Genomic DNA, 23,422 nt, shown 5'->3' on the forward strand with positions numbered 1-23,422 from the left:
GGATCGTGCTGGTCACGGGCACGGACACCGGGGTGGGCAAGACCATCACCACCGCCGCGGTCGCCGCGGCGGCGACCGCCTCGGGGGTACGCACCGCGGTGGTCAAACCCGCGCAGACCGGCGTCGACCCCGCCTACGGGGACGTGCCCGACATGGAGGTGGTGGCGCGGCTCGCCGCCCCCGCCACCACCCGCACGCTCGCCGAATACCCCGATCCGCTGGCGCCGACCGCGGCCGCGCGGGTCTCGGGCACCGAGGCGCTCGACATGTTCGAGATCCTCGACGAGATCAAGAGCATCGCGGCCGAGCACGAGCTGACCCTGGTCGAGGGCGCGGGCGGGCTGCTGGTCCCGATGGGCCTGCACCCCGGCGGCGCCCAGTGGACGCTCGCCGACCTGGCCGTGGCGCTGTCCGCGCCCGCGATCGTGGTGGCCCGCGCCGGTCTCGGCACCCTCAACCACACCGCGCTGACGCTGGAGGCGATGGCCCGCCGCGGCATCACCGGCCACGTCGTCGTCGGCGCCTGGCCCGACCGCCCCGAGCTGGTCCACTTCACCAACCTCGCGGACCTGCCCGAGGACCTGCACGGCGTACTCCCCGACGGCGCGGGCGGCATCGAGCCCGGCGTCTTCCGCCGCAGCGCCCCCGGCTGGCTCTCCCCGACCCTCCACGGCGACTGCGACGACCCCCGCACCCTCACCGACCTCGACGAAGACTGACCCACCCCGCCCACACGCCGGCCCGCGCCCACGCGCCGGGCCGGGCCAAGATCGCTCGACTTGCCTGGCAAATGGGCGAATGCGGCCTCAAGATACGCCCACCTGCCAGGCAAGTTGGACGATCTTGGCGCCCCGCCCCGCCCCGCCCCGCTGCGCGGCGCCGCATGGCGGGGCGGCGGTCAGGGGTGGGGGCGGCGGAGGGTGAAGGTGTCGGGGATGCGGAAGGAGAGGTTGTCGGGGCACCAGGGGGCGCGGACGATCTCGGTGTCGCGGAGCAGGGGGGCGGTTTCGGCCACGACGACGGCGGACTCCATACGGGAGAGCTGGGCGCCGATGCAGCGGTGGCTGCCCGCGCCGAACGCCAGGTGCCTGCGCGAGCCGCGCTGACCGGGCACGAACTCATGCGGGTGCTCGGCGACCTCGGCCCCGGCGCGGGCCAGCCACAGCACGATGCTCGCCCCGGCGCGGATCGGGAAGCCGTCCAGCTCGGTGTCGCGGGCCGCGACCCGGCGCCAGGTCGGGATCGGCGGGACCAGGCGCAGCCCTTCCTCGACGACGTCGTCCACGGCGACCGTGCCGCGGGCCAGCCCGTACAGCACCGCGGGCTCCTGCGTGAGCCGGTGCAGCAGCAGCGTCAGGAACTGCGAGGTCGTCTCCTGACCGGCTACGAGCAGGAAGAACAGCGCCCCGGTCGGGGTGTCCTTCGGCAGTCCGTGCGCGGCGGTGTACTCACGCAGTTCCCCGACCAGCCCTCCCGCGGTCGCGGCGAACTCGCGCAGCACGGCGTGGAAGCGCCCGACGGTCGCGGCGAGCACGTCCTGCCGCGCGGCGTCCAGCGGCGCCCAGAACAGTTCGAGGGCGGCCCGGGAGAACTCCTTGACCACGGCCGCGTCGGCGGCGGGCAGCTCGACGAGCCGGGCCAGCACCAGCAGCGGCAGGTCGGCGGCGAGGTCGGCGTACAGGTCGACGGCCTCACCCGCGTGCAGCCGGGCGGACAGCGCGGCGACGCGCCGCCGGACGAGCCCGGTCAGCCACGGCCGCAGCGCCTCGACGCGGTCGGGGTGCAGGGCGCGCGCGGTGATCTCGCGGATCGCGGGATGGGACGCGCCGCCGTTGTTGGCCAGGGTCGCGGGCAGCCGGAAGCCGTACGACGTCAGCACGCGCAGCGCGCTCACCGGCATGGGGCTGACCGCGTCGAGGGCGTTGCCGGGGCGGAACGTGTCCGGATCGGCCAGCACCCGCTTGATGAGCCGGTGCCGGGTCACCACGACGTGGCGTACGCCCACGTGGTCGGCGACCTCGACGGTGTCTTCGGCCCGCCCGTCGATGTCGAAAGGCTGGTCCCAGGTACGGAACAGCACGCCGCACACGGTACTAGGCAGGTTGAGGCCGCGTTCAGGCGAGGGCTCGCGGCGTGATGACGGTGATGCCGGCCGGCGGCGCGTCACCCATCGCGACCAGCGCCGCGGGCACCTCGTCGAGCCCGATGTGCCGGGTGACGAGCGCGTCGGGCCGCAGCCGCCCGGCGGCCACCAGGTCGAGCATCGGGCCGTAGTCGGCGGCGGCCATGCCGTGGCTGCCGAGGATCTCCAGCTCCCAGCCGATGACCCGGCCGATCGGCAGCTCGGGCGCGCCCTGCGGGAGCAGCCCGACCTGCACGTGCCGCCCGCTGCGGCGCAGGCCGAGGATGGCCGCGGCGCACACGGCCGGGCTGCCCAGGGCGTCCAGGGACAGGTGCGCCCCGCCGCCGGTCAGCTCCCGCACCGCCGCCACGGGATCGGTCTGCGCGGCGTTCACGCAGGCCTCGGCCCCGTGCTCGCGGGCCAGGTCGAGCGCGCCGCCGGACACGTCGACGGCGATCACGCGCGCGCCGTACGCCGCGGCGATCATCACCGCCGACAGGCCCACGCCGCCGCAGCCGTGCACGGCCACCCACTCGCCGGCGGCGACCCTGCCCTGCGCGACGACGGCACGGTACGCCGTGGCGAAGCGGCAGCCCAGCGCGGCCGCCGCGGCGAAGCTCAGCTCCTCCGGCAGCGCGACGAGGTTCAGGTCCGCGTGGTCGATCGCGACGTACTCGGCGAACGAGCCGCGGTGGGTGAAGCCCGGCTGGGTCTGGTGTTCGCAGACCTGGGTCGCGCCGCGGCGGCACGGCTCGCAGTCCCCGCAGCCGCACACGAACGGCACGGTGACCCGGTCCCCGGCCCGCCACTTCGTGACCGCCCCGCCGACCGAGTGCACGGTGCCGGCCAGCTCGTGCCCCGGCACGTGCGGGAACGCGGCGATGTCCGGGTCGTGGCCCATCCAGCCGTGCCAGTCGCTGCGGCACAGCCCCGTCGCCTCGACTCTGATCACGCAGCCGTGCGCGGCCGGTGCCGGCTCCGGCAGGTCCCGCACGTCAGGCTGCTGTCCAAAGGCGTCGTAGGCGACCGCGCGCACGTGCTTACCTCCCCGGAGACCCGCGGCCGGGCGCCCGGCCGCGTGCCCAGCACGATACGTCGATCACGAGCGCCCGGACAGGGATCGCCGCGTCAGGCGAGCGGGTCCGGGCGGCGGTACGCGACGCCGAGGGCGTCGAAGCGGGCCAGCATCACGTCGAGGCGGGCGCGGAAGTCGGCGTACTCGCCGCGGGTGCCCCAGCCGGCCTCGGCGATCGCGGACAGGCGCGGCAGCAGGCTGTACGCGGCACGCCCGACCGTCGGCAGGTACTCGCCCCACAGGTTGCCCTGCACGCCGATCACCCGGTTGCCGCCGTCGGGCGCGTCGGCCGGCTCGGGGTCGTAGCCGTACACCCTGTCCAGCGGGCTGTGCCCGCCGATGCTGAGCGGCTCACCGGCCCGGTCCGACTCGGCGTGGTCGAGGTAGACGTGGCTCTGCGGGGTGGCGATCACGTCGTGCCCGGCCTCCAGCGCCGCGGCCACCTTGGCCTCGTCCCGCCAGGCCATGACCACCGCGTCGGCGGGCGCGCCGCGCTTGACCAGCTCGTCCCAGACCACGACGCGGCGGCCGTGGGTACGCAGGTGGTCGGCGAGCACCGTGATCCACCAGCCGAGCAGGTCCTCCGGGTCGGTGAGCCCGAGCTGCACCATGCGCTCGCGCGCGGCCGGGTTGGCCGCCCACTCGCCGGGCGGCACCTCGTCCCCGCCGAGGTGCACGTACGCCGCCGGGAACACGTCGACCAGCTCGTCGAGCACGTGCCGCATGAAGTCGACCGTGGCGTCGTCGCAGTTGAGCACGGTGGAGTAGACGCCCCACCGGGTGCCGGTCTCCAGCCGCGCGGCCGGGTCGTTGCCCAGCTCGGGGTAGGCCGCGATGGCGGCGGTGGTGTGCCCCGGCAGGTCGATCTCGGGCACCACGGTCACCCCGCGCCGGGCCGCGTACGCGACCAGCTCGCGCAGCTCGTCCTGGGTGTACCAGCCGTCGTGCGGGGTGCGGTCGGCCTGCTTGATGTTCTCGTGGCCGACCGGCGACTCGCGCCGCCGCGCGCCGACCCCGGTGAGCAGCGGGTAGCGCCTGACCTCGAAGCGCCAGCCCTGGTCCTCGGTGAGGTGCAGGTGCAGCACGTTCATCCGGTGCAGCGCCAGCAGGTCGACGACGGTGCGCAGCCAGCTCACCGGCTGGTACCACCGGCCCACGTCGATCAGCACGCCGCGCCAGGCGTAGCGGGGCCGGTCGGTGATCTCGGCGTACGGCACCAGCCAGGCCACGCCCTCGGCGGGGGTGCTGCCGCAGGCCGCCGGGGGCAGCAGCTGGCGCAGCGCCTGCACCGCCCAGCGCAGCCCGGCGAGCGTGCCCGCGACCGCGCGCACGCCGTCATCGCCGACGGTCAGCCGGTAGCCCTCCTCGCCCAGCTCCGTCTCGGTGGTGTCCAAGGTGAACAGCAGCTCGGCGGCGTGCGCGGCGGCGTCGGGCAGCGGCAGGCCGGTGACCGGGCTCAGCAGCTCCCGGAGCAGCGCGGCGATCTCCGCCGGGGCGTGCACCGCGGTGGCGGCGGTCAGCTCGTGATGGCCCGGTGCGGTCGAGTACGAGGTGGGCTGCGGAATCAGCACGTCGGCTCCTTCGGGACTCACCGCCGGGGAGAAAGCGGCTTGGAAAGCGGTTTCTAAAGCCGTTCCCGCGGACGTTAGTACAGCTTCTTAACAGTAGTCAAGGCGCCCGGAACGCGGCGTGGACAGCCGCCGACGCGACGAGTAGGGTAAACGCTTTCTGATTTCGTTTCCCCTGCTCGAACCGTAATTCCCCTGCTCGTCCCTCGTCCCAACTGGGGTCAACTATGAACAAGCGGCCCACGATCCGCGACGTCGCGGCGCTGGCCGGGGTGTCGGTGGCCACCGTGTCACGGGTGCTCTCCGGCGACTACCCCGTCGCCGGCAACACCCGCACCAAGGTCCAGCGCGCCGTGCGCGAGCTTGACTACGTCGTCAACGCCCACGCCCGCGCCCTGTCCGGCGCCACCTCCAACGTCGTCGCCCTGGTCATGTACGACGTGGTCACCCCGTTCTTCGCGCACATCGCGTCGGGGGTGGAGTATCAGGCCACCGAGTCCGACCGGCTCTGCCTCGTCTGCACCACGCACGGCGACCCCGACCGCGAGCTGGAGATCGTCAAGCTGATGCGCGAGCAGCACGCCGACGCGGTCATCCTGGTCGGCGGCGTGCTGATGAACGACGACTACCGCGAGCGGATGTACCGCTACGCCAAGGGCCTGGAGGACGCGGGCAGCCGCCTCGTGCTGTGCGGGCGCCCCTCGCTCGGCCCCGACTTCCCGGCGATCACCGTGGAGTACGACAACGCGGGGGGCGCGTACGCGGCCACCAGCCACCTGCTGTCCGCCGGGCACCGGCGCATCGTGCTGCTGGGCGGCCCGGTCGGCAACACCACGTTCGACGCCCGGCTCGACGGTTACCGGCGGGCGATGGAGGCGTTCCGGGTGCCGGTGGACCCGGCGCTGGTCGTACACGACGACATGAGCCAGGACGCGGGCTTCCGCCAGACCCAGCGGCTGCTCGCGGCCGGGGCCGACTTCACCGCGATCTTCGCCGCCAACGACCTCGCCGCCGCCGGCGCCATGCGCGCCCTGCGCGCCGCCGGCAAACGCGTCCCCGACGACGTCTCCATCATCGGCTACGACGACACCCCCATGGCCCCCGAGCTGTTCCCGGCCCTGACCAGCGTGCACCTGCCCCACGAGGAGCTCGGCCGCACCGCCGTCAAACTGGCCCTCCAGCGCGGCGAGAACTCCACCCGCCAGCACGTCATGCTCGGCACCCACATCGCCATGCGCGACTCCGTCCGCCCGTTGATCTGACGAAAGGAAGGGCACCTTCTTAACGCTATGCGTAGAAGAAGGTGCCCTTCTTAACGCACGACTACTTGACCGCGCCCGCCGTGAGACCGGCCTTCCAGTAGCGCTGGAGGCTGAAGAAGGCGATCACCAGCGGGACGATGGCCACCAGGGCGCCGGTCATCACCAGCGGGTAGAAGATCTCCGAGTCGGCGGCCAGCGACTCCTTCCAGGTGAAGATGCCCAGGCTCACCGGGTAGAGATGGTGGTCGCTGAGCATCAGCAGGGGCAGGAAGAAGCTGTTCCAGCCGCCGGTGAAGCCGAACAGGAACAGCGTCGCGAACGCCGGGCGCAGCAGCGGGAACGCCACCTGCGCGAACGAGCGCAGCTCGCCCGCCCCGTCGACCCGGGTCGCCTCCAGCAGCTCGTCCGGCACGTACGCCGCGCTGAACACCCGCCCCAGGTACACCCCGAACGGGCTGGCCAGGCCGGGCAGGAACACGCCCCAGAACGAGTTGGTCATCCCGAGATCGGACGCCATCAGGTACAGCGGCACCGTGGTGACCGCGCTCGGCACCAGCACTCCGACCAGCACCAGCCCGAACCAGCGCTCCTTGCCCGGGAACCGGAACTTGTCGAAGGCGTACCCGGCCATCACCGAGATCAGGGCGCTGACCGCCGCGCCGACCCCGGCGTACAGCAGGCTGTTGCGCAGCCACTCCAGGTAGAGCCCGTCGCCGAAGGTGAACAGGTGCACCAGGTTGTCCCACAGCCGGATGCGGGCCAGCTCGAAGCCGCCGGTCTGGTAGAGGTCGGCATAGTTCTTGGTGGCCGAGATGACCAGCCAGGTCAGCGGCAGCACCGTCCACAGCGTCGCGGCCAGCAGGATGCCGTTGACGATCCCCTTGGACAACAGTGGCGGCACGCCCCTGCGGTCACGCCGCTCGGGCGCGGTGACGGCGGGCGGCGCGGCCTCGGCGGCCGGGCGGGTCAGCGTCGAAACGTCGCTCATGGCGTCGCGCCCTTCCGGGAGAAGCGGGTCACCACGAACGAGGCGGCGGCCAGGACGACGGTGAGGATCAGCGAGGCGGCGGCCGCCCCGCCCAGGTTGTACGACCTGGTGAGCGTGTAGATGTACATGCTCGGCGTCCACGAGTCGTTGATCGTGGTCGCGGCGTCCATCAGGATGAACGGCTCGGTGAACAGCTGCATCGCGCCGATCACGGTGAACAGCACGGCGATCACGACCGCGCCGCGGATCATCGGCGCCTTGACCGACCAGGCGACGCGGACGCCGCCCGCGCCGTCGACCGTGGCCGCCTCGATGACCTCGCGCGGGATCGCCTGCAGCGCCGCGAAGAAGATGATCACGTTGTATCCGGTGTGCTCCCAGATCGCGAGGTTGGCCACGGCGCCCACGGCGCCCGCGTCCGAGCCGAGGCTGAACGGGACCCCCACGCTGTCCAGCAGGTCGACGACCGGGGACAGACCGGGGGTGTAGAGGTACAGCCAGATCATGGCGGCGATCAGGCCGGGCACGATGTTCGGCAGGTAGAGCGCGAGCTGGAAGAAGCGCTTGGCACGGGCGTACGCGGAGTCCAGCAGCAGGGCCAGCACCATCGCGACGGCGACCATGACCGGGATGTACACCGCGCAGTAGACGCCGACGGTGAGGAAGCCGCCGAGGAACCGGGTGTTGGTCAGCGCCTGGGCGAAGTTGTCCAGGCCGACGAAGACCTGCTGCGGCTCGCCGCCGAGGCCGAGCCCGTCGGTCTGCTCGCGGTGCAGGCTCAGCCAGCCGCCGTAGCCGATGGGCGCCAGCGTGAAGACTCCGAACAGCAGGAAGAACGGGGCGGTGAAGAGGGCGGCGACGCCGTACTGGCGGCGGGCCGTCCCCGACCGGGTCGAGGCCATGGGCCGGACCTCCTTTCAGAACGAAAGCGGGGCGGGCGCCGCCGCAGCAGCGCCGCCCGCCCCGGTGGCCGTCAGGACGCGTTGATGCCGCGGCCCTTCAGGTCCTCGATGGTCTTGGCCTGCACCGGCCCGTACACCGCGGACAGCTGCTGCTTGCCCGTGTTGACCAGCTTGATCTGCTCGCCCAGGCCGTCGAACACGCCGCGCATGCCCGGGCCCCACGTCCAGCCGGTCTTGATGGTGGGCAGGGCGTCCTTGGCGACGGCGTAGATGTCCTGGCCGCCGAAGAAGGCGGTGTCGAAGTTCTTGGCCGCGACGTCGGCCAGCTCCGGGACGGCGGGCAGCGTCGAGCTGGCGCCGCTGGCCAGGCGCGCCTGGATGGCCTCCGGGGTGGTCGTCATCCAGGTGATGAACTTGAGCGCGGCCTCCTTCTTCTTGCTGGTCTTGCTCACGCCGAAGGAGGAGCCGCCGACCATCGCGCTGGCCGGGGCGGCGTCCCAGGAGGGCAGTGGCGCCGAGGCCCACTTGCCGGCCTGGTCGGGCAGGCCCGCCTTGAGGCCGCCCGCGGCCCACGCGCCGCCCAGCTGCGTCCACACCTGGCCGGCCGCCTTGCGCTGCTGGACCTCCTCGGCCGGGACGTTGGTGACCAGGTCCTCGGTGATCAGGCCCTGCCAGTACCCGGCGACCTTCTGCGACTCGGGGGAGTCGAGCGTGATCTTCCAGGAGTCGCCCTGGATGCCGAACCACTTGGCGCCCGCCTGCCAGTTCAGCGAGACGAAGTTGGCCGAGTCGGTCTGGTTCCAGTCGGTGATGCGCGACTTCGGGTCGGCCTTCTTCACCGCCGCGGCGGCGGTCTTGAACTCGTCCCAGGTCTTCGGCACCGCGATCTTGTGCTGCTCGAACAGGTCCTTGCGGTAGAACATGACCATCGCGCCCGCGTCCAGCGGCACGGTCCACGTCTTGCCGCCCAGCGTCACCAGCTCCTGGATCGGCGCCGGGAACTTCGATCTGACCAGGTCGGTGATGTCGCCGGAGACGTCCTGCAGGTTGCCCTGCGCCAGCATGTCCGGGAGCATCGCGTACTCGACCGTGGCCACGTCGGGCGCGTTGCCTGCCTTGACCGCGTTGGTCAGCTTGCCGTAACCCTCGGCCCCGCCGGGGATCTGCTCGAACTTGACCTGCACGTCGGTGTGCGTCTTGTTGAACGCGTCCACCACCTCCTGCGAGGCGCGCAGCCAGGACCAGAAGGTGATCTCGGTGACCGCGGGCGTGCCGTCGGCCGTGTCGGCACCCTGGGAGCAGCCGGACGCGACCAGAGCCATGGAGACCATGGCGCCGGCGAGCGCGACGGCCGCCTTCATCGATCGGGCTTTCATGACCGCTCCTTTGCGGGGGGAATCGGATCGTAGCGGAATGTTTTCGCAGTTCAGAGCCCCAGCCCTGGGGCCCGGTCTCGGGTGCCGGGAGTGGCTCAGATCACCGTCCCCGGCGGAGACAGAAACTAAACCGTTTTCTACGAGGCCGTCAAGTATCCGTTTCCATCCCGTGACGCATCGCCGGTGCTGAGCTGTTGACCTCGCTCGGATGTCCGGTTACGGTCCTGATTCCGTACAGCAAACGTTTACTAGGAGACGCCGTGAGTCAGCCGGACCGACCCGCCGGGCTCGTCGTGATGTCACCGTCGGCGGCGACCGTGGTGTTGCCCGACGACCTCATGGCGCGGCTCGCCGCGGCGCTGCGCCTGGCCGCGCCCGGGGTGGTCGCCGGATTCGGCGGATGCGCCGGGCTGTCCGAGGTGGAGGTGCTGGTCACCGGCTGGGGCTGCCCGGAGCTGACGGGCCCGTTGCTGGACTCCATGCCGCGGCTGCGCGCGGTGATCCACGCGGCGGGCTCGGTCAAGCACCACATCGGCCCGGAGGTGTTCGCGCGCGGCATCGCCGTCTCCTCGGCCGCCGACGCCAACGCCGACCCGGTCGTCGACTTCACCCTCGCCGTGCTGCAACTCGCGGGCAAGCGCGCCTTCGCCCACGCGCGCCGGTACGCCGAGGGCCGGGCGACGACCTTCTCCGTCGGCGAGCGGTCCGGCAACGACGGACGCACGGTGGGCGTGGTCGGTGCGTCCCGCATCGGGCGCAAGGTGATCACGCGGCTGCGCGCCGCCGGGTTCCGGGCGCTGGTCAGCGACCCGTACCTGGCCGCCGCCGACGCGCTCGCGCTGGGTGCCGAACCGGCCGGGCTGGACGACCTGTGCCGCCGCAGCGACGTGCTCACCCTGCACGCTCCCGAGCTGCCGGAGACCCGCCACCTGATCGACGAGCGGCGGCTGGCGCTGCTGCCCGACGGCGCGATCGTGATCAACACCGCCCGGGGCTCCCTGATCGACACCGAGGCGCTGGTCCGTGCGTGCGCCGGTGGCCGGATCGACGCGGTCCTCGACGTGACCGCCCCCGAGCCCCTGCCCGCCGGGCACCCCCTGTTCGCCCTGCCCAACGTCTGGATCACCCCGCACCTCGCCGGTGTCCAGGGCACCGAGGTCCGCCGCCTGGGCGAGTACGCCGTGGCCGAGGTCGAACGCCTCCTCTCCGGCACCCCCCTCGCGGGCACCGTCCACGCCCACCAACTCCCCGTCCTCGCCTGACCTCCCGGGCCCGGCGAGCCATGATCGCCCGACTTGCCTGGCAGACGGGCGTATCTTGCGCCGCCATACGCCCGTCTGCCAGGCAACTTGGAGGATCTAGGACGTCGCGCGGAGGTGGTGGAGGAGGAAGGTGGCGATCTCGGCTTCGTAGTGGGCGTGGGCGTAGCGGCCGGCGGGGCCGGTGTGGGCGCCCGCGCCGAGTTCGGTGCGCAGGTAGACGGGGCCGTCGGCGGGGGTGGCGGTGGCACGCAGCCGGGCCACCCACTTGGCCGGTTCGTGCACCATGACCCGGGGGTCGTGCAGCGCGCCGGTGGCCAGCAGCGGCGGGCGCGGACCGGACGGCAGGTTGTCGTACGGCGAGTACGCCCGCATCCAGGCGAACTCCTCCGGCTTGCGGGGGTCGCCCCACTCGTCCCACTCGTTGACGGTCAGCGGGATGTCCGGGTCCAGCATGGTCGTGACGACGTCCACGAACGGCACCTCCGCCACCACGGCCGCCCAGCGCTGGGGCCGCATCGTGTAGACCGCGCCCTGCAGCAGCCCTCCGGCCGACAGGCCGCGCGTGCCCAGCCGGGTGCCGTCGGCGACGCCCTCGGCCAGCCAGTCGGCGACCGCGAGGTGGTCGGTGAAGGTGTTGGCCTTGGCAGCCAGGCGCCCGTCCTGCCACCAGCCGCGGCCGTTCTCGCCGCCGCCGCGCGGATGGGTGAGCGCGTAGATCACACCCCGGTCCAGCAGGCTCGGCAGCACCGGGTCGAACTCGGGGTCGAGCACCGACTCGTACGCGCCGTACCCGTAGAGCAGGGCGGGGGCGGTGCCGTCGAGCGGGGTGTCGGCGTGCCAGGCCAGCGTCACCGGGACGAGCGTGCCGTCGGGCGCGGTCGCGTGCCGCCGCGCGGTGCGGTACGCGCCCGGGTCGTAGCCGGGCACCTCGCGCCGTCTGCGCAGCTCGCGGGCGCCGGTGCCGAGGTCGGCGGTGTACCAGGCGGGCGGTTCGATCAGCGACTCGACGGCGATGGTGACGGTGCGGTCGTCGTACTCGAACGGGGTGGCGAGCCGGACGTGCCCGGCAGGGATGCCCGCGCCGATCTCCACCTCGGACCCGGTGGCCCGGTCCACCGCGCGCAGCAGCGGGAAGCCGTCCCGGCGCAGCTCGACCAGCCAGTGCCCGCGCAGCGCGTGGCATGCGGTGATCCGCTCGCCGGGTCGCGGCGCGAACAGCTCGGTCCAGTGCTCCCGGCCGGAGTCGTCCACCGGGGCGGTCATCACCCGGAACTCGGGCGCCCCGTCGTCGGTGACGATGACCAGGCGCCCGTCGGCGTGGTCGACGCGGTAGTCGACGCACTTGCGCCGCGGGGCGACCACGGCCGGGGCGGTGTCCGGCGCGGCGGCCGGGATCAGGTGCCACTCGGCGGTGTCCCGGCAGCGCGCCTCGATCATGATCCAGCGGCCGTCCCGGGACGCGCGCACCGTCAGCTCGAACCGGGCGTCGTCCTCCTGCAGCACCAGCACGTCGGCCTCGGCCGGGGTGCCGATGACGTGCCGCCACACCTGGTGCGGGCGGAACAGCTCGTCGTGCACGGTGTAGAAGAACGAGCGGGAGTCGGCGCTCCACGCCCCGGTGTAGTACGTACGGGGCAGCTCCTCCGAAAGGTCGGTCAACGTCGCCAACCGGCGGAACCTCAATCGATAGACCTCGTCCCCGGTGGTATCCACGGAGTAGGCCAGGAGCGTGTTGTCGGGGCTCGGCTCCCGCAGCCCGATCTCGGCGAAACCGTCGGCACCCGCGAGGAGGGCCCCGTCCAGCAGCACCCGGTCGGCGTCACCGTCATGTCCGGTCTGTAAGAACTGCTCGTACTCACTACCGGCGACGGTCCGGGTGTAGTAGAAACGTGAACCATGTCTCCAACTGACTGAAGACTCAGTCGGCAGGAGGCGTTGCTCCACCTCGTGGAACACCTCGGTCTGGAGGCCCTCCAGCCGGCCGGCGGCGGCATCGCAGTACTCGCGCTCGGCGCGCAGATACGCGAGAAACCGCGGGTCGGAATGGTCGCGCATCCACCCGTAAGCGTCGGTCCACCGGCGGCCGTGCAGCTCGTACTGGCGCGGTTCGGCGGGCGCGGCCGGCGGGACTTCGCTGTTGTCGAGATCGTGCGGCATGACCGGGCACCCTACCCGCCACGCCCCCGGGCACCAAGGGAGAGAACTGATGAGCAGCACCCCTCCTGCTCCAAAGTCCTGGTTGACCAATCAGTCAGCGCGCCGGCCCTGGGCGCGGCTGGCGGTGGCGGCGACGGCCGCGCTGGCCCTGCTCGGTGTCGCCGCCGCGCCCGCCGTCGCGGACGGCACGCCCACCCCGGCGGCGTCCGAGCGCAGCAAGACCAGCTTCGTGATCGGCGTGAAGCAGGACATCGACTCGCTCAACCCGTACGTCGGCGTGGTGGCCGGCGCGTTCGAGACCTACCAGCTCATGTACGACTACCTGACCACGAGCGCGGCCAGGGACTTCGCCCCCGAGCCGTGGCTGGCGGAGAGGTGGGAGACCTCGGCCGACGGCAAGGCCTGGACCTTCCACCTCCGCAAGGGCGTGAAGTGGTCCGACGGCGTCGACCTCACCGCCAAGGACGTGGTGTACACGTTCCAGCGGGCCAAGGACGACGAGACGGCCAACGGCCAGTACAGCAGCTACGTCGACAACATCACCAAGATCACGGCGACGGACGACCACACCGTGGTGATGGAGGTCGAGAAGCCCAGCCCGATCATGCTGCGGCTGGCGGTGCCGATCCTGCCCGAGCACGTCTGGTCGAAGGTCAGCGCCAAGGACGCGGCGACCTTCGCCAACGACAAGGACGTGGTCGGCTCCGGCCCGTTCCAGCTGGCCGAGGCGAAGAAGGGCCAGTTCTACCGGTTCACCGCGAACAAGCAGCACTTCGCTGGCGCGCCGAACATCGACGAGCTGATCTTCACGGTGTTCGCCGACGACACGGCGCTGGCCCAGGCGCTGCGCCAGGGTGAGATCGACATGGCCCAGGACCTGCCCGCGGCGATCGCCGAGACGCTGGTCAAGGAGCCGGGCATCACCGTCAACGACGCGAAGTACTACGGCTTCAACGAGATCGGCTACAACCTCGGCGCGGCGACCACCGACGGCAAGGCGATCGGCGACGGCCACCCGGCGCTCAAGGACAAGCAGGTCCGGCTCGCCATCGACCACGCCATCGACCGCAGGACGCTGGTCACCAAGGTGCTCAACGGCCACGGCGGCCCCGCCACCGGCGTCATCCCGCCGATCTACGCCGACCTGCACTGGAACCCGGGCAGCGCCGAGCGCGCCTTCGACCTGGCCAAGGCCAACTCGATCCTGGACGCGGCCGGCTACCCCAAGGGCGCCGACGGCATCCGGGCCAAGGACGGCAAGGCGCTGAAGTTCCGGCTGTTCGGCCGGGACAGCTCCGAGTACTCCAAGCAGACGGCCGAGTACGTGCGCTCCTGGCTCAAGGAGATCGGCATCGAGGCCACCGTCTCGATCATGAGCGAGGACAACCTCACCGCGGTGCTCGGCAAGGGCGAGTTCGACCTGTTCGAGTGGGGCTGGGTGGTCGAGCCCGACCCCGACTTCCAGCTCTCCGTGATGACCTGCGAGCAGCGCTCCTACGAGGAGGACGGCGAGATCGCCGCGGGTTGGTCGGACAGCTTCTACTGCAGCGAGGCGTTCGACAAGCTGTACGCCGAGCAGCAGACGATGATCGACCCGGCCAAGCGCGCCGAGAAGGTCAAGGAGGCGCAGAAGCTGCTGTACGAGGACGTCGCGTACTCGCTGACGTACTACTACAACCAGTCCGAGGCGTACCGGTCGGACCGCTTCACCGGCTTCGTGCCGCAGCCCTCCGCCGGCGGCATCCTCGCCTTCCAGTACGGCACGCACAGCTACCGCAACCTCAAGCCGGTCACCGCGCAGGCGGGCGAGCCGGACTCCGGCTCCGGCGGCATGGTGCTCTGGGTGGTCGGCGGCGTCGTGCTCGTGCTGCTCATCGGCGGCGCGGTCGTGGTGCTGAGGCGGCGCTCGAACGCGGACGACCGGGAATGACCGGGTCATCAGCGGGCGGGGCCGGTGCGGTGACGCGCCGGCCCCGCCGGGCCCTGTCCGTGGCGTACGTCCTGCGCAAGTGCCTGTCCGCGGTGCTGATGCTGGTCTTCGTCGTGGTCGTCAACTTCTTCCTGTTCCGGGTGCTGCCGGGCGACCCGGCCAAGGCGTTCGCGCCGCGCGGCCGCAACGCCGACCCGGAGGCGCTGCGCGAGCTGCGCGAACGGCTCGGCCTCAACGACAGCTGGGACGTCGCGTTCGGCAAGTACGTCAAGAGCGTGTTCAGCGGCGACCTGGGCGTCTCCTTCAGCCAGCACGCCAAGGTCACCGATGTGATCATGGAGCGGTTCTGGCCCACCGTGCTGCTGTCGGGCACCGCGCTGGTCATCGCGGCCGTGCTCGGCGTGTGGCTGGGCGCCCGCGCCGGGTGGCGGCAGGGCAGCCGGTTCGACCGGCTGGGCTCCAGCGCCGCGGTCACCTTCTACTCGATGCCCGAGTGGCTGCTCGGCCTGGTGCTGCTGGTCTTCCTCAACCGGTACGGCATCTTCCCGGCGCGCGGCATGAACGACCCCCGCTCGACCCTGCCCGCCTGGCTCGACGTGCTCTGGCACATGGTGCTGCCGGTGACCGTGCTCGCCGTCGTCTACGTCGCCGAGTACTCGCTGATCATGCGGTCGTCGATCCTGGACGAGCGGCGCGCCGACTACCTGACCACCGCGCGCGCCAAGGGCCTGCGCGACGACCTGGTGCTGCGCCGCCACGCGCTGCCCAACGCGCTGCTGCCGTCGATGACGCTGTTCTTCCTCAGCATGGGCTTCGTGGTGGCGGGCGCGATCACCGTCGAGACCGTGTTCTCCTGGCCGGGCCTGGGCCGGCTCACCTACGAGGCGCTGCGCGGTCCGGACATCCCGCTGTTGCAGGGCCTGTTCCTGGTCTTCTCGGCAGGAGTGATCGTCATGAACCTCGTCGCCGACCTGCTGATGCCGCTGCTCGACCCGAGGGTGCGTGCCGCATGAGCGCGGTGACCGCCGCCCGGTCGCGGCGCTCGGGTGCCTGGCGCGCCTTCCTGCGCGACCGGGAGGGCATGTCCGGCCTGCTCGTGCTGGTGCTGTTCGGGCTGCTGGCGCTGCTCGCCCCGGTGCTGGCCGATCCCGCCGGGCTCGACGTCACCAAGGCCGAGGGCGCGTCGGTGGCGCCGCCGTCGTGGGACTTCCTCCTCGGCACGGACCACTACGGCCGGTCGGTGCTGACCATGGTCCTGCACGGTGGCCAGGTCACGCTGCTGGTCGGACTCGCCGCCACGGTGATCTCGATGATCCTGGGCACGCTGATCGGCATCGCCTCGGGTCACTTCCGCGGCCTCACCGGCGGCACCCTGAACCGGCTCACCGAGTGGTTCCTGGTCATCCCGTACCTGCCGCTGGCCATCGTGCTGGCCACCGTGTTCCCGGCGGACGTGCCCAAGCTGTTCGCGGTGATCATCGTGATCGGCGTGACGTCGTGGTCGAGCACCGCCCGCCTGGTCCGGGCGCAGACCATGGCCATCGAGGCGCGCCCCTATCTGGAACGGGCCAAAGCGCTGGGCGGCGGGCACTGGCACCAGATGACCCGGCACGTGCTGCCCAACGTGATGCCGCTGGTGCTGGCCAACACCACGCTGACCGTGTCGATCGCGATCATCGCGGAGACCACGCTGTCCTTCCTCGGGCTCGGCGACCCGCTGCGCATGTCCTGGGGCCGGATCCTCGACGACGCCTACTCGCAGGGTGCGATCGACCGCGGAGCCTGGTGGTGGATCGTCTTCCCCGGCGTCGCCGTGGTCCTGGTGGTCCGCGCCTTCAACATGTGCGGCCGCGCCCTGGAGCGAATCCTCGACCCGAGGCTGGAGGGCCGATGAGTCTTCTGGAGATCAAGGACTTGCGGGTGGCGTACCGGGATCGGGGGATGCCGCTGCCCGCGGTCCGCGGGGTCGATCTGAGCCTGGCCGCGGGCGAGACGCTCGGGCTGGCCGGGGAGTCCGGCTGCGGCAAGTCGACGATGGCGGGCGCGGTGCTGCGGCTGCTGCCCGGCAACGCCGAGGTGTCCGGCGAGATCCTGCTCAACGGCGCCGACGTGCTGAAGATGAGCTGGGGCCGGCTGCGCGCGGTGCGCTGGAACGAGGCGTCGATCGTGTTCCAGGGCGCGATGCACGCGCTCAACCCGGTGCGCGCCATCGGCCGCCAGATCGCCGAGGCGATCACGCTGCACGCGCCGAAGACGTCCGCCGCCGCAGCCCGCAAGCAGGTCGGCGAGCTGCTGGAACAGGTCGGCGTGCCGGCCTGGCGGGCCGAGTCGTTCCCGCACGAGCTGTCCGGCGGGCAGAAGCAGCGCGTCATGATCGCCATGGCGCTGGCCTGCTCGCCGCAGCTGATCATCGCGGACGAGCCGACCACCGCGCTCGACGTGATGGTGCAGGCCCAGGTCCTGTCGCTGCTCAAGCAGCTGGTGCGGGAGCGGGGCGTGGGCCTGATCCTGATCAGCCACGACCTGTCCGTGCTCGCGTCCACCTGCGACCGGGTCGCGGTCATGTACGCCGGGCGCGTCGTCGAGCAGGGTCCCGGACACCGGCTCTTCACCGACGCCGCGCACCCCTACGCGCAGGCGCTGGCGGGGGCGTTCCCGGTCATCGGGGACCCGGCCTCGCGCCGGGCGCCGCGCGGCCTGCCCGGTGATCCGCCGGACCCGCGCGAGCTCGGCGGCGGGTGCGCCTTCGCGCCGCGCTGCGCCGTGGCGCTGCCCGAGTGCGTGCAGTACGACGTCCGGCTGCGCACGGTCGACGCCGAGCGCAGCGCCGCCTGCGTACACGTGGGAGGTGCGGCATGAACGCGCGAGTCCTGACCTCCGCCGGTGACGACGGAGCCGAGCGAAGCGAGGCGGCGGCATGACCGTGTCGGTGCATCCGGTGCTGGAGGCGCGGAACCTGCACGTCGGGTTCGGTGGGCGCGGCAAGGGCGTCCCGCCGGTCCGGGCCGTCGACGGGGTCGAGCTGTCCGTCGACAGGGGACAGATCGTGGCGCTGGCCGGTGAGTCGGGCAGCGGCAAGACCACACTGGCCCGGACCCTGCTCGGCCTGCAGAAGCCGTACGCCGGGCAGGTGCTGCACCACGGCAGGCCGATCGACTACAGCGGAAAGGGCCTCAAGGCGCTGCGCCGCAGGGTGCAGCTGGTGCTGCAGGACCCGACGGGCGCGCTCAACCCCCGGCGCACGGTGTACGAGGCCGTCGCCGAGGGCCTGCGCATCCACCGGGTGCCCGGCGACGAGCGGGCGCTGGTCGCCAAGGCGCTGTCCCAGGCGGGCCTGCGGCCGGCGGAGCGCTTCTTCGGCCGCTACCCGCACGAGCTGTCCGGCGGCCAGCGCCAGCGCGTCGTCATCGCCGGGGCGCTGGTGCTGGAGCCGGAGCTGATCATCGCGGACGAGCCGGTGGCGTCGCTGGACGCCTCGGTGCGCGGCGAGATCCTGGCGCTGCTGCTGTCGCTGCGCGCCGAGCTGGGCCTGTCCGTGCTGGTCGTCACGCACGACCTCGGCCTCGCCTGGAACATCGCCGACCGGCTCGCGGTGATGTACCTCGGCCGCATCGTCGAGGTCGGGCGCACCGAGCAGGTGCTCGCCGCGCCGCGGCACCCGTACACGGCGGCGCTGCTGTCGGTGCTGCCCGAGGCGAGCGGGCGGGAGCCGGTGATCCTCAGCGGCGAGTCGCCCGACCCGTCGCGCATCCCCACCGGCTGCCGCTTCCATCCGCGCTGCCCGGCCCTGGCCGACGGCCTCGCCGCGCGGGCCGGGGTGGCGCAGCGCTGCACGACCGAGTCGCTGCCGGTGCTGCCGCTGCACGGCCCGCACGCCGCCGCGTGCCTGCTCGCGGGCCACGTCGGCGACGGCATCGCGGGCGCGGCCGGCGGCACGCCCACCGGCGCGGTCACGGCCTGAGCCGTCAGACCGCGGCCGGATGCCGGCGCAGGTCGTCGAGGAGGAACTCCACCCGCTGCGCCACCGGGCAGCGGGGGAGTTCCACCAGCTCGTACCCGTAACGCGCGTACGCCTCGCGTACCAGCACGTCCAGGTGCAGCGCCTCGGCGAAGGTCTGCCTGCGCTCGGCGTCGTTGCAGAAGATGTCCGCCCACGGCGGGGCGAGGTAGGCCCGCCCGCGGTAGCGGCACCGGCGCACCGCCTCCGCGACGTGGCCGGGCACGGCACCGGTGACCAGCTCGAAATAAGACGCCAGCGAGGGCATCGCGTGGTCGAAGAAGACGACGCCCGGCTGCTCCAGCGCCCAGCGGTAGGAGCGCAGCTCCCAGGCCAGCATCGTCTCCGCGAACAGCGCCGGGTCGGCCCACGGCAGCGCCCGGCCGCCGATCGCCACCTGGTCCTGGATGATCGCCCGCCCGGCCTCCGGCGCGGTGGCGTATCCCCCTGCCCGGAGGGACTCGATGAGGGTCGTCTTGCCCGTGCCGGGGCCGCCGGTGATAACCACGAGCCGTTCCTGTGCCGTTGCCATAGTCTCAGCCCTCTCGGGGTCGGCGTTCGGTGGATCTTGTGCGTTTGGTGCTGCTCCGGCGACACGAGCTGCACAAGATCCAGGGGGTATGCGGTCGCGGAAGCGGGAGGGGAGCGGGATGAGCGAGGTGCGGGTGCGCCCGGCACGGGCGGCCGAGCTGCCGCTGCTGGTGGAGGTGGAGCTGGCCTCGGACGGGCCGTTCCACGACGCGGGGATCGGGCCGCTGCCGCCGCCGGGCAGCGCCGAGGAGCTGGCCGAGGCGAGGTGTGTGCTGGTCGCGGGAGATCCGCCGGTGGGGTTCGCGCGGCTGGGTGAGGTCGACGGCCTGGCGCACCTGGAGCAGCTGTCCGTCCATCCCGGCCACTCCGGCCGGGGCATCGGCACCGCACTGCTGGAAGCCGCCTGCACGTGGGCGGCCGGCTCAGGCTACCAGGCGATGACCCTGACCACCTTCGCCGATGTGCCCTGGAACGCGCCGTACTACGCCCGCCGCGGCTTCACCGAGCTGACCTTGCTCACCCCGGGACTGCAGGAGATCCGGACGCATGAGGCCGAACTCGGCCTGGACGTCCTCGGCCGGCGTATAGCCATGCGCCGAGCGCTGGCGGCGTCCCGCGGCTGATCGCGCCCGGCTGCCGCGACGTCCGGCGGACGCGGAAGCATCTGCGTGATGGTCAGCACCGGGTCGGTGGCGGCTCAGACGGCGATCGTGACGGCGATGGCGATGCCCGCGAGCAGGGCCGCCGGGGCACCGGCGAGCCAGCCGAGGGCGAGGCCCACCGCTCCGGCGCCGTCGCGCGCGGCGGTGCGGCGTACGCCGAGGACGACGACCATCGCGGCGAGCGCCAGCTGGGCCAGTACGGCGCTGAGCACGTAGGCGACCGTGCCGTCGCTGCCGGGACCGCCGAGCATCACCTTGATCAGCGCGGGCAGGACCGGCAGGGTGACCGCGACCCCGTGCCCGACCAGCGCGAGGCCGATGCCTGCGCGTACCCGCCGGACCCTGAAACGCCGCCGCTGCACCGGGGTGACGATGCCGTCGCCGACCGCGCCGGTTGCGCCGGTTGCGCTCGGGCGCGCGGCGTTGGGGAAGACAGCGGCGCCGGTGCCGCCGGGTGCCGGTGGAGTCGAGGCGGGGGTGAACGCCGCGGGGGCGACCGCGGGCCGCCCGGGAGCGAGTGGTGCCCGGTAGGGGTTGTGGCTCACGCCCTCATTGCAGCACCGCGACCGGCCTAAACGGCCTGCCTGCACAGGGTCTTCACAGCACCCGCACACGGCCCTCGCGGCGCTCCGGCGCCGGGCGTTAAGAAGGGCACCTTCTTCTACGCATAGCGTTAAGAAGGTGCCCTTCCTTTGGGTTAGGAGAGTTCTGCGCGGACGAGTTCGGCGATCTGGACGGCGTTGAGGGCGGCGCCCTTGCGCAGGTTGTCGCTGGAGCAGAACAGGGCCAGGCCGTTGGGGGCGGTCTCGTCGCGGCGGATGCGGCCGACGTAGGTCGGGTCCTGGCCGGCGGCCTGGAGCGGGGTGGGGACGTCGGCGAGCAGCACGCCGGGCGCGTGGGCGAGCAGCTCGCGGGCGCGCTCGGGGCTGATCGGGTTCGCGAAGCGCGCGTTGATCTGCAGCGAGTGGCCGGTGAAGACGGGCACGCGGACACAGGTGCCGGAGACCGGCAGGTCGGGGATGCCGAGGATCTTGCGGCTCTCGTTGCGGAGCTTCTGCTCCTCGTCGGTCTCGAACGAGCCGTCGGAGACCAGCGAGCCCGCCAGCGGCAGCACGTTGAACGCGATCGGGTGCGCGTACACCTTCGGCGCCGGGTAGTCGACGGCCGCGCCGTCGTGGGTGAGCGCGCGGGCCTCGCCGATCACGGCGCTGGCCTGCTCGTGCAGCTCGTCGACGCCGGTCAGGCCGGTGCCGGAGACGGCCTGGTAGGTGCTGGCGATGAGGCCGGTGAGGGTGGCCTCGTCGTGCAGCGGGCGCAGCACCGGCATGGCGGCCATGGTGGTGCAGTTCGGGTTGGCGATGATGCCCTTCGGGCGCAGCTTGGCGGCCTGCGGGTTGACCTCGGCGACGACCAGCGGCACGTCCGGGTCCAGGCGCCAGCCCGACGAGTTGTCGATGACGACCGCCCCGGCCGCGGCGACCTTCGGCGCGAGCGCGAGCGAGGTGGTCTTGCCCGCGGAGAACAGCACGATGTCGAGCCCGGTGTAGTCGGCGGTGGCCGCGTCCTCCACCGTGACCTCGGTGCCCTGCCACGGCAGGGTGCGCCCGGCCGAGCGGGCCGAGGCGAACAGCCGCAGCTGGTCGACGGGGAAGTTGCGCTCCGCGAGGACCCGGAGCATGACGCCGCCGACCTGGCCCGTGGCTCCGACAATGCCGATTCTCATGCGTACAGGCTACTCACCGGCGCCGTCCGCCGATCTCACGATCCCGTCATCCGGGCTCCCCACCTGCGTGATCAGCGGCACGCCCCGTGTCGGGGGACGTCAGCCGCGGCCGAGCGTGACGGCGACGGCACCCGCGACCACGCCGAGGGCGGCGAGCAGCCGCCGCCACATGTCGCGCTCGCCGAGCAGCCGGGCCCCGAGGAACACCACCAGCAGCACGCTGACCTCGCGCAGCGGCGCGACCACGGTCACCGGGGCCATCGTCATCGCGGTCAGCGCCAGCATGTACGCCCCCGGCGAGCAGATCGCGGTGCCGAACACCTCGCGCCGGTGGTCCCGCCACACCTGCCGCACCCTCGCCCGCTGGCGGATCAGCACCGGTGCCAGCAGCAGCGCGCGGCCGGTGTCGCCGCCCCAGTTGACCAGGATCGGCGACAGGGCGGCCACCGCCACCGCGTTGCGGTCCCAGAGGGTGTACGCGGCGATGAACACGCCCACGCCGAGCGCGTAGAAGATCGGGGCGCGCCGCTTGAGCGCGTCCGCGTCGGGCCTGCCGATCAGCGCCACGCTCACCGACAGCGCGAGCGTGCCCGCCCAGCCGAGCAGGCCGGGGTCCTCGCCGAAGACCGGCACCGCCACCGCGCAGATCAGCACCGGGCCCAGGCCGCGGGCGACCGGGTACACCACCGACAGGTCGCCGACCGCGTACCCGCGCTGGAGCAGCAGGTAGTAGCCGGTGTGCAGCAGGGCCGCGCCGCCGAGCAGGCCGAGGCTGCCCCAGCCGAGCCGGTCCCAGCTCGTGACCAGCGCCCAGATCCCGAACGGGGCCCAGATCAGCGCCGCGACGACCGACCAGACGGCGACGAACAGGGTGCCCGCGACGGCGGCGCGTTTGGACATCAGATTCCAGGTGGCGTGGCACACCACAGAGGCGGCGATCAGGCCGAGAGCCAGCGGCGACATGGTCAGACCCCGGCCGGGGCGGGGACGGCCGCGACGGCGGCGCTCGGCGCGGCCGGGCGGTGAACCAGCAGCGAGACGCCCGCGAGATGGCTCTCGTGGCGCAGGTCCTGGCCGAGCACGTCGAGCACGGTCGGGGCGACCGACACGTGGCTCACCCCGGTGGGGGCCTGCGGCCCGATGCCCGCGCCGCAGGCCGCGAGCCACGCGGTGCGCTCCCAGCGGGTACGCCCGCCGTGGCCGCCCTCGTCGCGGTGCCCGTGATCGGTGACCACGAGGAACGTCCACCGCTCGGCGGCGAAGCCGGGACGGGCGCGCACCGCGGCGAGCACCTGGCCGAGGCGGCGGTCCGCCCGCTCGACCGCGGCCGTGTACTCCGGGCCGGTGCCCAGCTCGTGCGCGACCTCGTCGGGCTCGCCGAGATACACGAACGCGGCGTCGAAGCCGCCCGTGCCGAGCGCGCGGGCCGCGTCGTCGGCGACGTCCTGGTCGGCGCGGTCGTGGCCGAGCGCGTGCCCGTCGGCGTACGCCAGGCGGGTCGGCGCGGCGAACAGCGGGCCGCCGTGCTCGGTGGTGACCAGCGGCGACCAGGTCGCCCCGACGTACGTGGCGAAGCCGCGGCGCTTGGCGGTCGTGAACACGTCCGGGAACGCGGCCAGCCGGTGCCCGGCGAACACGTTGCCGTGGATGCCGTGCACCCGCGGCCACAGCCCGGTCGCCACCGACGCCCAGGTCGGCCCGGACAGGGTCGGCGCGTCCTCGCTCAGCTCGAACCCGGCCAGCCAGCCCGCCGCCTCGACCGCGTCCAGGTGCGGCGTGCGCGCGGCGCGCAGCGTGTCCAGGCGTACGCCGTCGATCCCGACCACGAGGATGTGCCCGGTCATGCGCTCGCCTCGCTGCGCTCGGC

Annotated in this window: 21 protein-coding genes; 9 read left to right on the top strand and 12 right to left on the bottom strand. The window is 72.7% G+C overall.

Features of this window, described 5'->3' with window-relative positions; genetic code table 11:
* The first annotated feature begins 5 nt into the window (after positions 1-5).
* Positions 6-719, top strand: coding sequence for a dethiobiotin synthase (gene bioD / locus Cba03nite_RS26845; protein WP_203751981.1), 714 nt, complete (start codon positions 6-8; stop codon positions 717-719).
* A 179-nt stretch (positions 720-898) separates the two neighbouring features.
* On the opposite strand, the gene Cba03nite_RS26850 is transcribed toward bioD, so the two are convergent.
* The 3 genes from Cba03nite_RS26850 to Cba03nite_RS26860 all read right to left on the bottom strand — a co-directional run bounded on the left by Cba03nite_RS26850 (position 899) and on the right by Cba03nite_RS26860 (position 4,768).
* Entirely contained in the window at positions 899-2,089 is a 1,191-nt protein-coding gene (locus Cba03nite_RS26850; RefSeq protein WP_373315772.1) for a cytochrome P450, read from the bottom strand.
* Between the two features lie 25 nt (positions 2,090-2,114).
* The gene (locus Cba03nite_RS26855) at positions 2,115-3,158 is read right to left on the bottom strand and encodes a zinc-dependent alcohol dehydrogenase family protein (RefSeq protein WP_203751746.1); all 1,044 of its coding nucleotides are present in this window, start codon (positions 3,156-3,158) and stop codon (positions 2,115-2,117) included.
* A 92-nt stretch (positions 3,159-3,250) separates the two neighbouring features.
* Complete coding sequence (locus Cba03nite_RS26860; RefSeq protein WP_203751749.1) at positions 3,251-4,768, bottom strand: beta-N-acetylhexosaminidase; 1,518 nt, start codon at positions 4,766-4,768, stop codon at positions 3,251-3,253.
* A 224-nt stretch (positions 4,769-4,992) separates the two neighbouring features.
* Between Cba03nite_RS26860 and Cba03nite_RS26865 the strand changes: the two genes are divergently transcribed.
* Complete coding sequence (locus tag Cba03nite_RS26865) at positions 4,993-6,027, top strand: LacI family DNA-binding transcriptional regulator (RefSeq protein WP_203751751.1); 1,035 nt, start codon at positions 4,993-4,995, stop codon at positions 6,025-6,027.
* A 61-nt stretch (positions 6,028-6,088) separates the two neighbouring features.
* Here Cba03nite_RS26865 and Cba03nite_RS26870 read toward each other — a convergent pair whose 3' ends face one another.
* The 3 genes from Cba03nite_RS26870 to Cba03nite_RS26880 all read right to left on the bottom strand — a co-directional run bounded on the left by Cba03nite_RS26870 (position 6,089) and on the right by Cba03nite_RS26880 (position 9,293).
* Positions 6,089-7,015 (bottom strand): carbohydrate ABC transporter permease, encoded by a 927-nt coding sequence (locus Cba03nite_RS26870; protein ID WP_203751753.1) that lies wholly within the window; start codon positions 7,013-7,015, stop codon positions 6,089-6,091.
* Positions 7,012-7,917, bottom strand: coding sequence for a carbohydrate ABC transporter permease (locus Cba03nite_RS26875; RefSeq protein WP_203751755.1), 906 nt, complete (start codon positions 7,915-7,917; stop codon positions 7,012-7,014). The genes Cba03nite_RS26870 and Cba03nite_RS26875 overlap by 4 nt, the downstream gene beginning before the upstream one ends.
* A 71-nt stretch (positions 7,918-7,988) precedes the next feature.
* Positions 7,989-9,293 (bottom strand): ABC transporter substrate-binding protein, encoded by a 1,305-nt coding sequence (locus tag Cba03nite_RS26880; protein WP_203751757.1) that lies wholly within the window; start codon positions 9,291-9,293, stop codon positions 7,989-7,991.
* A gap of 260 nt (positions 9,294-9,553) precedes the next feature.
* On the opposite strand from Cba03nite_RS26880, the gene Cba03nite_RS26885 reads away from it, so the two are divergent.
* Complete coding sequence (locus Cba03nite_RS26885; protein ID WP_239126028.1) at positions 9,554-10,555, top strand: hydroxyacid dehydrogenase; 1,002 nt, start codon at positions 9,554-9,556, stop codon at positions 10,553-10,555.
* A 96-nt stretch (positions 10,556-10,651) separates the two neighbouring features.
* Here the strand turns inward: Cba03nite_RS26885 and Cba03nite_RS26890 are convergent, their stop codons facing one another.
* Positions 10,652-12,712 carry a S9 family peptidase gene (locus tag Cba03nite_RS26890; protein ID WP_203751759.1) on the bottom strand — a complete coding sequence of 687 codons (2,061 nt, stop codon included), beginning with the start codon at positions 12,710-12,712 and terminating at the stop codon, positions 10,652-10,654.
* A gap of 49 nt (positions 12,713-12,761) precedes the next feature.
* On the opposite strand from Cba03nite_RS26890, the gene Cba03nite_RS26895 reads away from it, so the two are divergent.
* Genes Cba03nite_RS26895 through Cba03nite_RS26915 form a run of 5 tightly spaced genes read left to right on the top strand, consistent with a single transcriptional unit; the run spans position 12,762 to position 18,603 of the window.
* Positions 12,762-14,642 (top strand): ABC transporter substrate-binding protein, encoded by a 1,881-nt coding sequence (locus Cba03nite_RS26895; RefSeq protein ID WP_203751761.1) that lies wholly within the window; start codon positions 12,762-12,764, stop codon positions 14,640-14,642.
* Positions 14,639-15,655: an ABC transporter permease gene (locus Cba03nite_RS26900; protein WP_203751764.1), complete on the top strand. Its 1,017-nt coding sequence runs from the start codon at positions 14,639-14,641 to the stop codon at positions 15,653-15,655. Before Cba03nite_RS26895 ends, Cba03nite_RS26900 begins: the two co-directional genes overlap by 4 nt.
* The gene (locus Cba03nite_RS26905) at positions 15,652-16,536 is read left to right on the top strand and encodes an ABC transporter permease (RefSeq protein ID WP_203751767.1); all 885 of its coding nucleotides are present in this window, start codon (positions 15,652-15,654) and stop codon (positions 16,534-16,536) included. Before Cba03nite_RS26900 ends, Cba03nite_RS26905 begins: the two co-directional genes overlap by 4 nt.
* Positions 16,533-17,501 carry an ABC transporter ATP-binding protein gene (locus Cba03nite_RS26910; RefSeq protein WP_203751770.1) on the top strand — a complete coding sequence of 323 codons (969 nt, stop codon included), beginning with the start codon at positions 16,533-16,535 and terminating at the stop codon, positions 17,499-17,501. The genes Cba03nite_RS26905 and Cba03nite_RS26910 overlap by 4 nt, the downstream gene beginning before the upstream one ends.
* A gap of 58 nt (positions 17,502-17,559) precedes the next feature.
* Positions 17,560-18,603 carry an ABC transporter ATP-binding protein gene (locus Cba03nite_RS26915; protein ID WP_203751773.1) on the top strand — a complete coding sequence of 348 codons (1,044 nt, stop codon included), beginning with the start codon at positions 17,560-17,562 and terminating at the stop codon, positions 18,601-18,603.
* A gap of 4 nt (positions 18,604-18,607) precedes the next feature.
* Here the strand turns inward: Cba03nite_RS26915 and Cba03nite_RS26920 are convergent, their stop codons facing one another.
* The gene (locus Cba03nite_RS26920) at positions 18,608-19,147 is read right to left on the bottom strand and encodes an AAA family ATPase (RefSeq protein WP_203751775.1); all 540 of its coding nucleotides are present in this window, start codon (positions 19,145-19,147) and stop codon (positions 18,608-18,610) included.
* 142 nt (positions 19,148-19,289) lie between these two features.
* Here Cba03nite_RS26920 and Cba03nite_RS26925 point away from each other — a divergent pair, with 142 nt between their 5' ends.
* Complete coding sequence (locus Cba03nite_RS26925; protein ID WP_239126029.1) at positions 19,290-19,793, top strand: GNAT family N-acetyltransferase; 504 nt, start codon at positions 19,290-19,292, stop codon at positions 19,791-19,793.
* 74 nt (positions 19,794-19,867) lie between these two features.
* On the opposite strand, the gene Cba03nite_RS26930 is transcribed toward Cba03nite_RS26925, so the two are convergent.
* The 4 genes from Cba03nite_RS26930 to Cba03nite_RS26945 form a co-directional block, all read right to left on the bottom strand.
* Positions 19,868-20,377 (bottom strand): hypothetical protein, encoded by a 510-nt coding sequence (locus Cba03nite_RS26930; RefSeq protein WP_203751778.1) that lies wholly within the window; start codon positions 20,375-20,377, stop codon positions 19,868-19,870.
* 152 nt (positions 20,378-20,529) lie between these two features.
* A complete protein-coding gene (locus Cba03nite_RS26935; RefSeq protein WP_203751793.1) occupies positions 20,530-21,555 on the bottom strand; it encodes an aspartate-semialdehyde dehydrogenase in 1,026 nt (341 codons plus the stop codon).
* A gap of 99 nt (positions 21,556-21,654) precedes the next feature.
* A complete protein-coding gene (locus tag Cba03nite_RS26940) occupies positions 21,655-22,518 on the bottom strand; it encodes an EamA family transporter (protein ID WP_203751797.1) in 864 nt (287 codons plus the stop codon).
* 2 nt (positions 22,519-22,520) lie between these two features.
* Positions 22,521-23,399, bottom strand: coding sequence for an alkaline phosphatase family protein (locus Cba03nite_RS26945; protein ID WP_203751801.1), 879 nt, complete (start codon positions 23,397-23,399; stop codon positions 22,521-22,523).
* Positions 23,400-23,422 lie beyond the last annotated feature (23 nt).

The organism is Catellatospora bangladeshensis, from assembly GCF_016862575.1.
In the GTDB taxonomy this organism is placed as follows: domain Bacteria; phylum Actinomycetota; class Actinomycetes; order Mycobacteriales; family Micromonosporaceae; genus Catellatospora; species Catellatospora bangladeshensis.

Coding starts and splice junctions, on each gene's coding strand:
- Cba03nite_RS26935 (WP_203751793.1), bottom strand. CDS start 21,555: ATGAGAATCGGCATTGTCGGAGCCACGGGCCAGGTCGGCGGCGTCATG.
- Cba03nite_RS26910 (WP_203751770.1), top strand. CDS start 16,533: ATGAGTCTTCTGGAGATCAAGGACTTGCGGGTGGCGTACCGGGATCGG.
- Cba03nite_RS26875 (WP_203751755.1), bottom strand. CDS start 7,917: ATGGCCTCGACCCGGTCGGGGACGGCCCGCCGCCAGTACGGCGTCGCC.
- Cba03nite_RS26915 (WP_203751773.1), top strand. CDS start 17,560: ATGACCGTGTCGGTGCATCCGGTGCTGGAGGCGCGGAACCTGCACGTC.
- Cba03nite_RS26945 (WP_203751801.1), bottom strand. CDS start 23,399: ATGACCGGGCACATCCTCGTGGTCGGGATCGACGGCGTACGCCTGGAC.
- Cba03nite_RS26880 (WP_203751757.1), bottom strand. CDS start 9,293: ATGAAAGCCCGATCGATGAAGGCGGCCGTCGCGCTCGCCGGCGCCATG.
- Cba03nite_RS26895 (WP_203751761.1), top strand. CDS start 12,762: ATGAGCAGCACCCCTCCTGCTCCAAAGTCCTGGTTGACCAATCAGTCA.
- Cba03nite_RS26870 (WP_203751753.1), bottom strand. CDS start 7,015: ATGAGCGACGTTTCGACGCTGACCCGCCCGGCCGCCGAGGCCGCGCCG.
- Cba03nite_RS26905 (WP_203751767.1), top strand. CDS start 15,652: ATGAGCGCGGTGACCGCCGCCCGGTCGCGGCGCTCGGGTGCCTGGCGC.
- Cba03nite_RS26865 (WP_203751751.1), top strand. CDS start 4,993: ATGAACAAGCGGCCCACGATCCGCGACGTCGCGGCGCTGGCCGGGGTG.
- Cba03nite_RS26925 (WP_239126029.1), top strand. CDS start 19,290: ATGAGCGAGGTGCGGGTGCGCCCGGCACGGGCGGCCGAGCTGCCGCTG.
- Cba03nite_RS26900 (WP_203751764.1), top strand. CDS start 14,639: ATGACCGGGTCATCAGCGGGCGGGGCCGGTGCGGTGACGCGCCGGCCC.
- Cba03nite_RS26940 (WP_203751797.1), bottom strand. CDS start 22,518: ATGTCGCCGCTGGCTCTCGGCCTGATCGCCGCCTCTGTGGTGTGCCAC.
- Cba03nite_RS26890 (WP_203751759.1), bottom strand. CDS start 12,712: ATGCCGCACGATCTCGACAACAGCGAAGTCCCGCCGGCCGCGCCCGCC.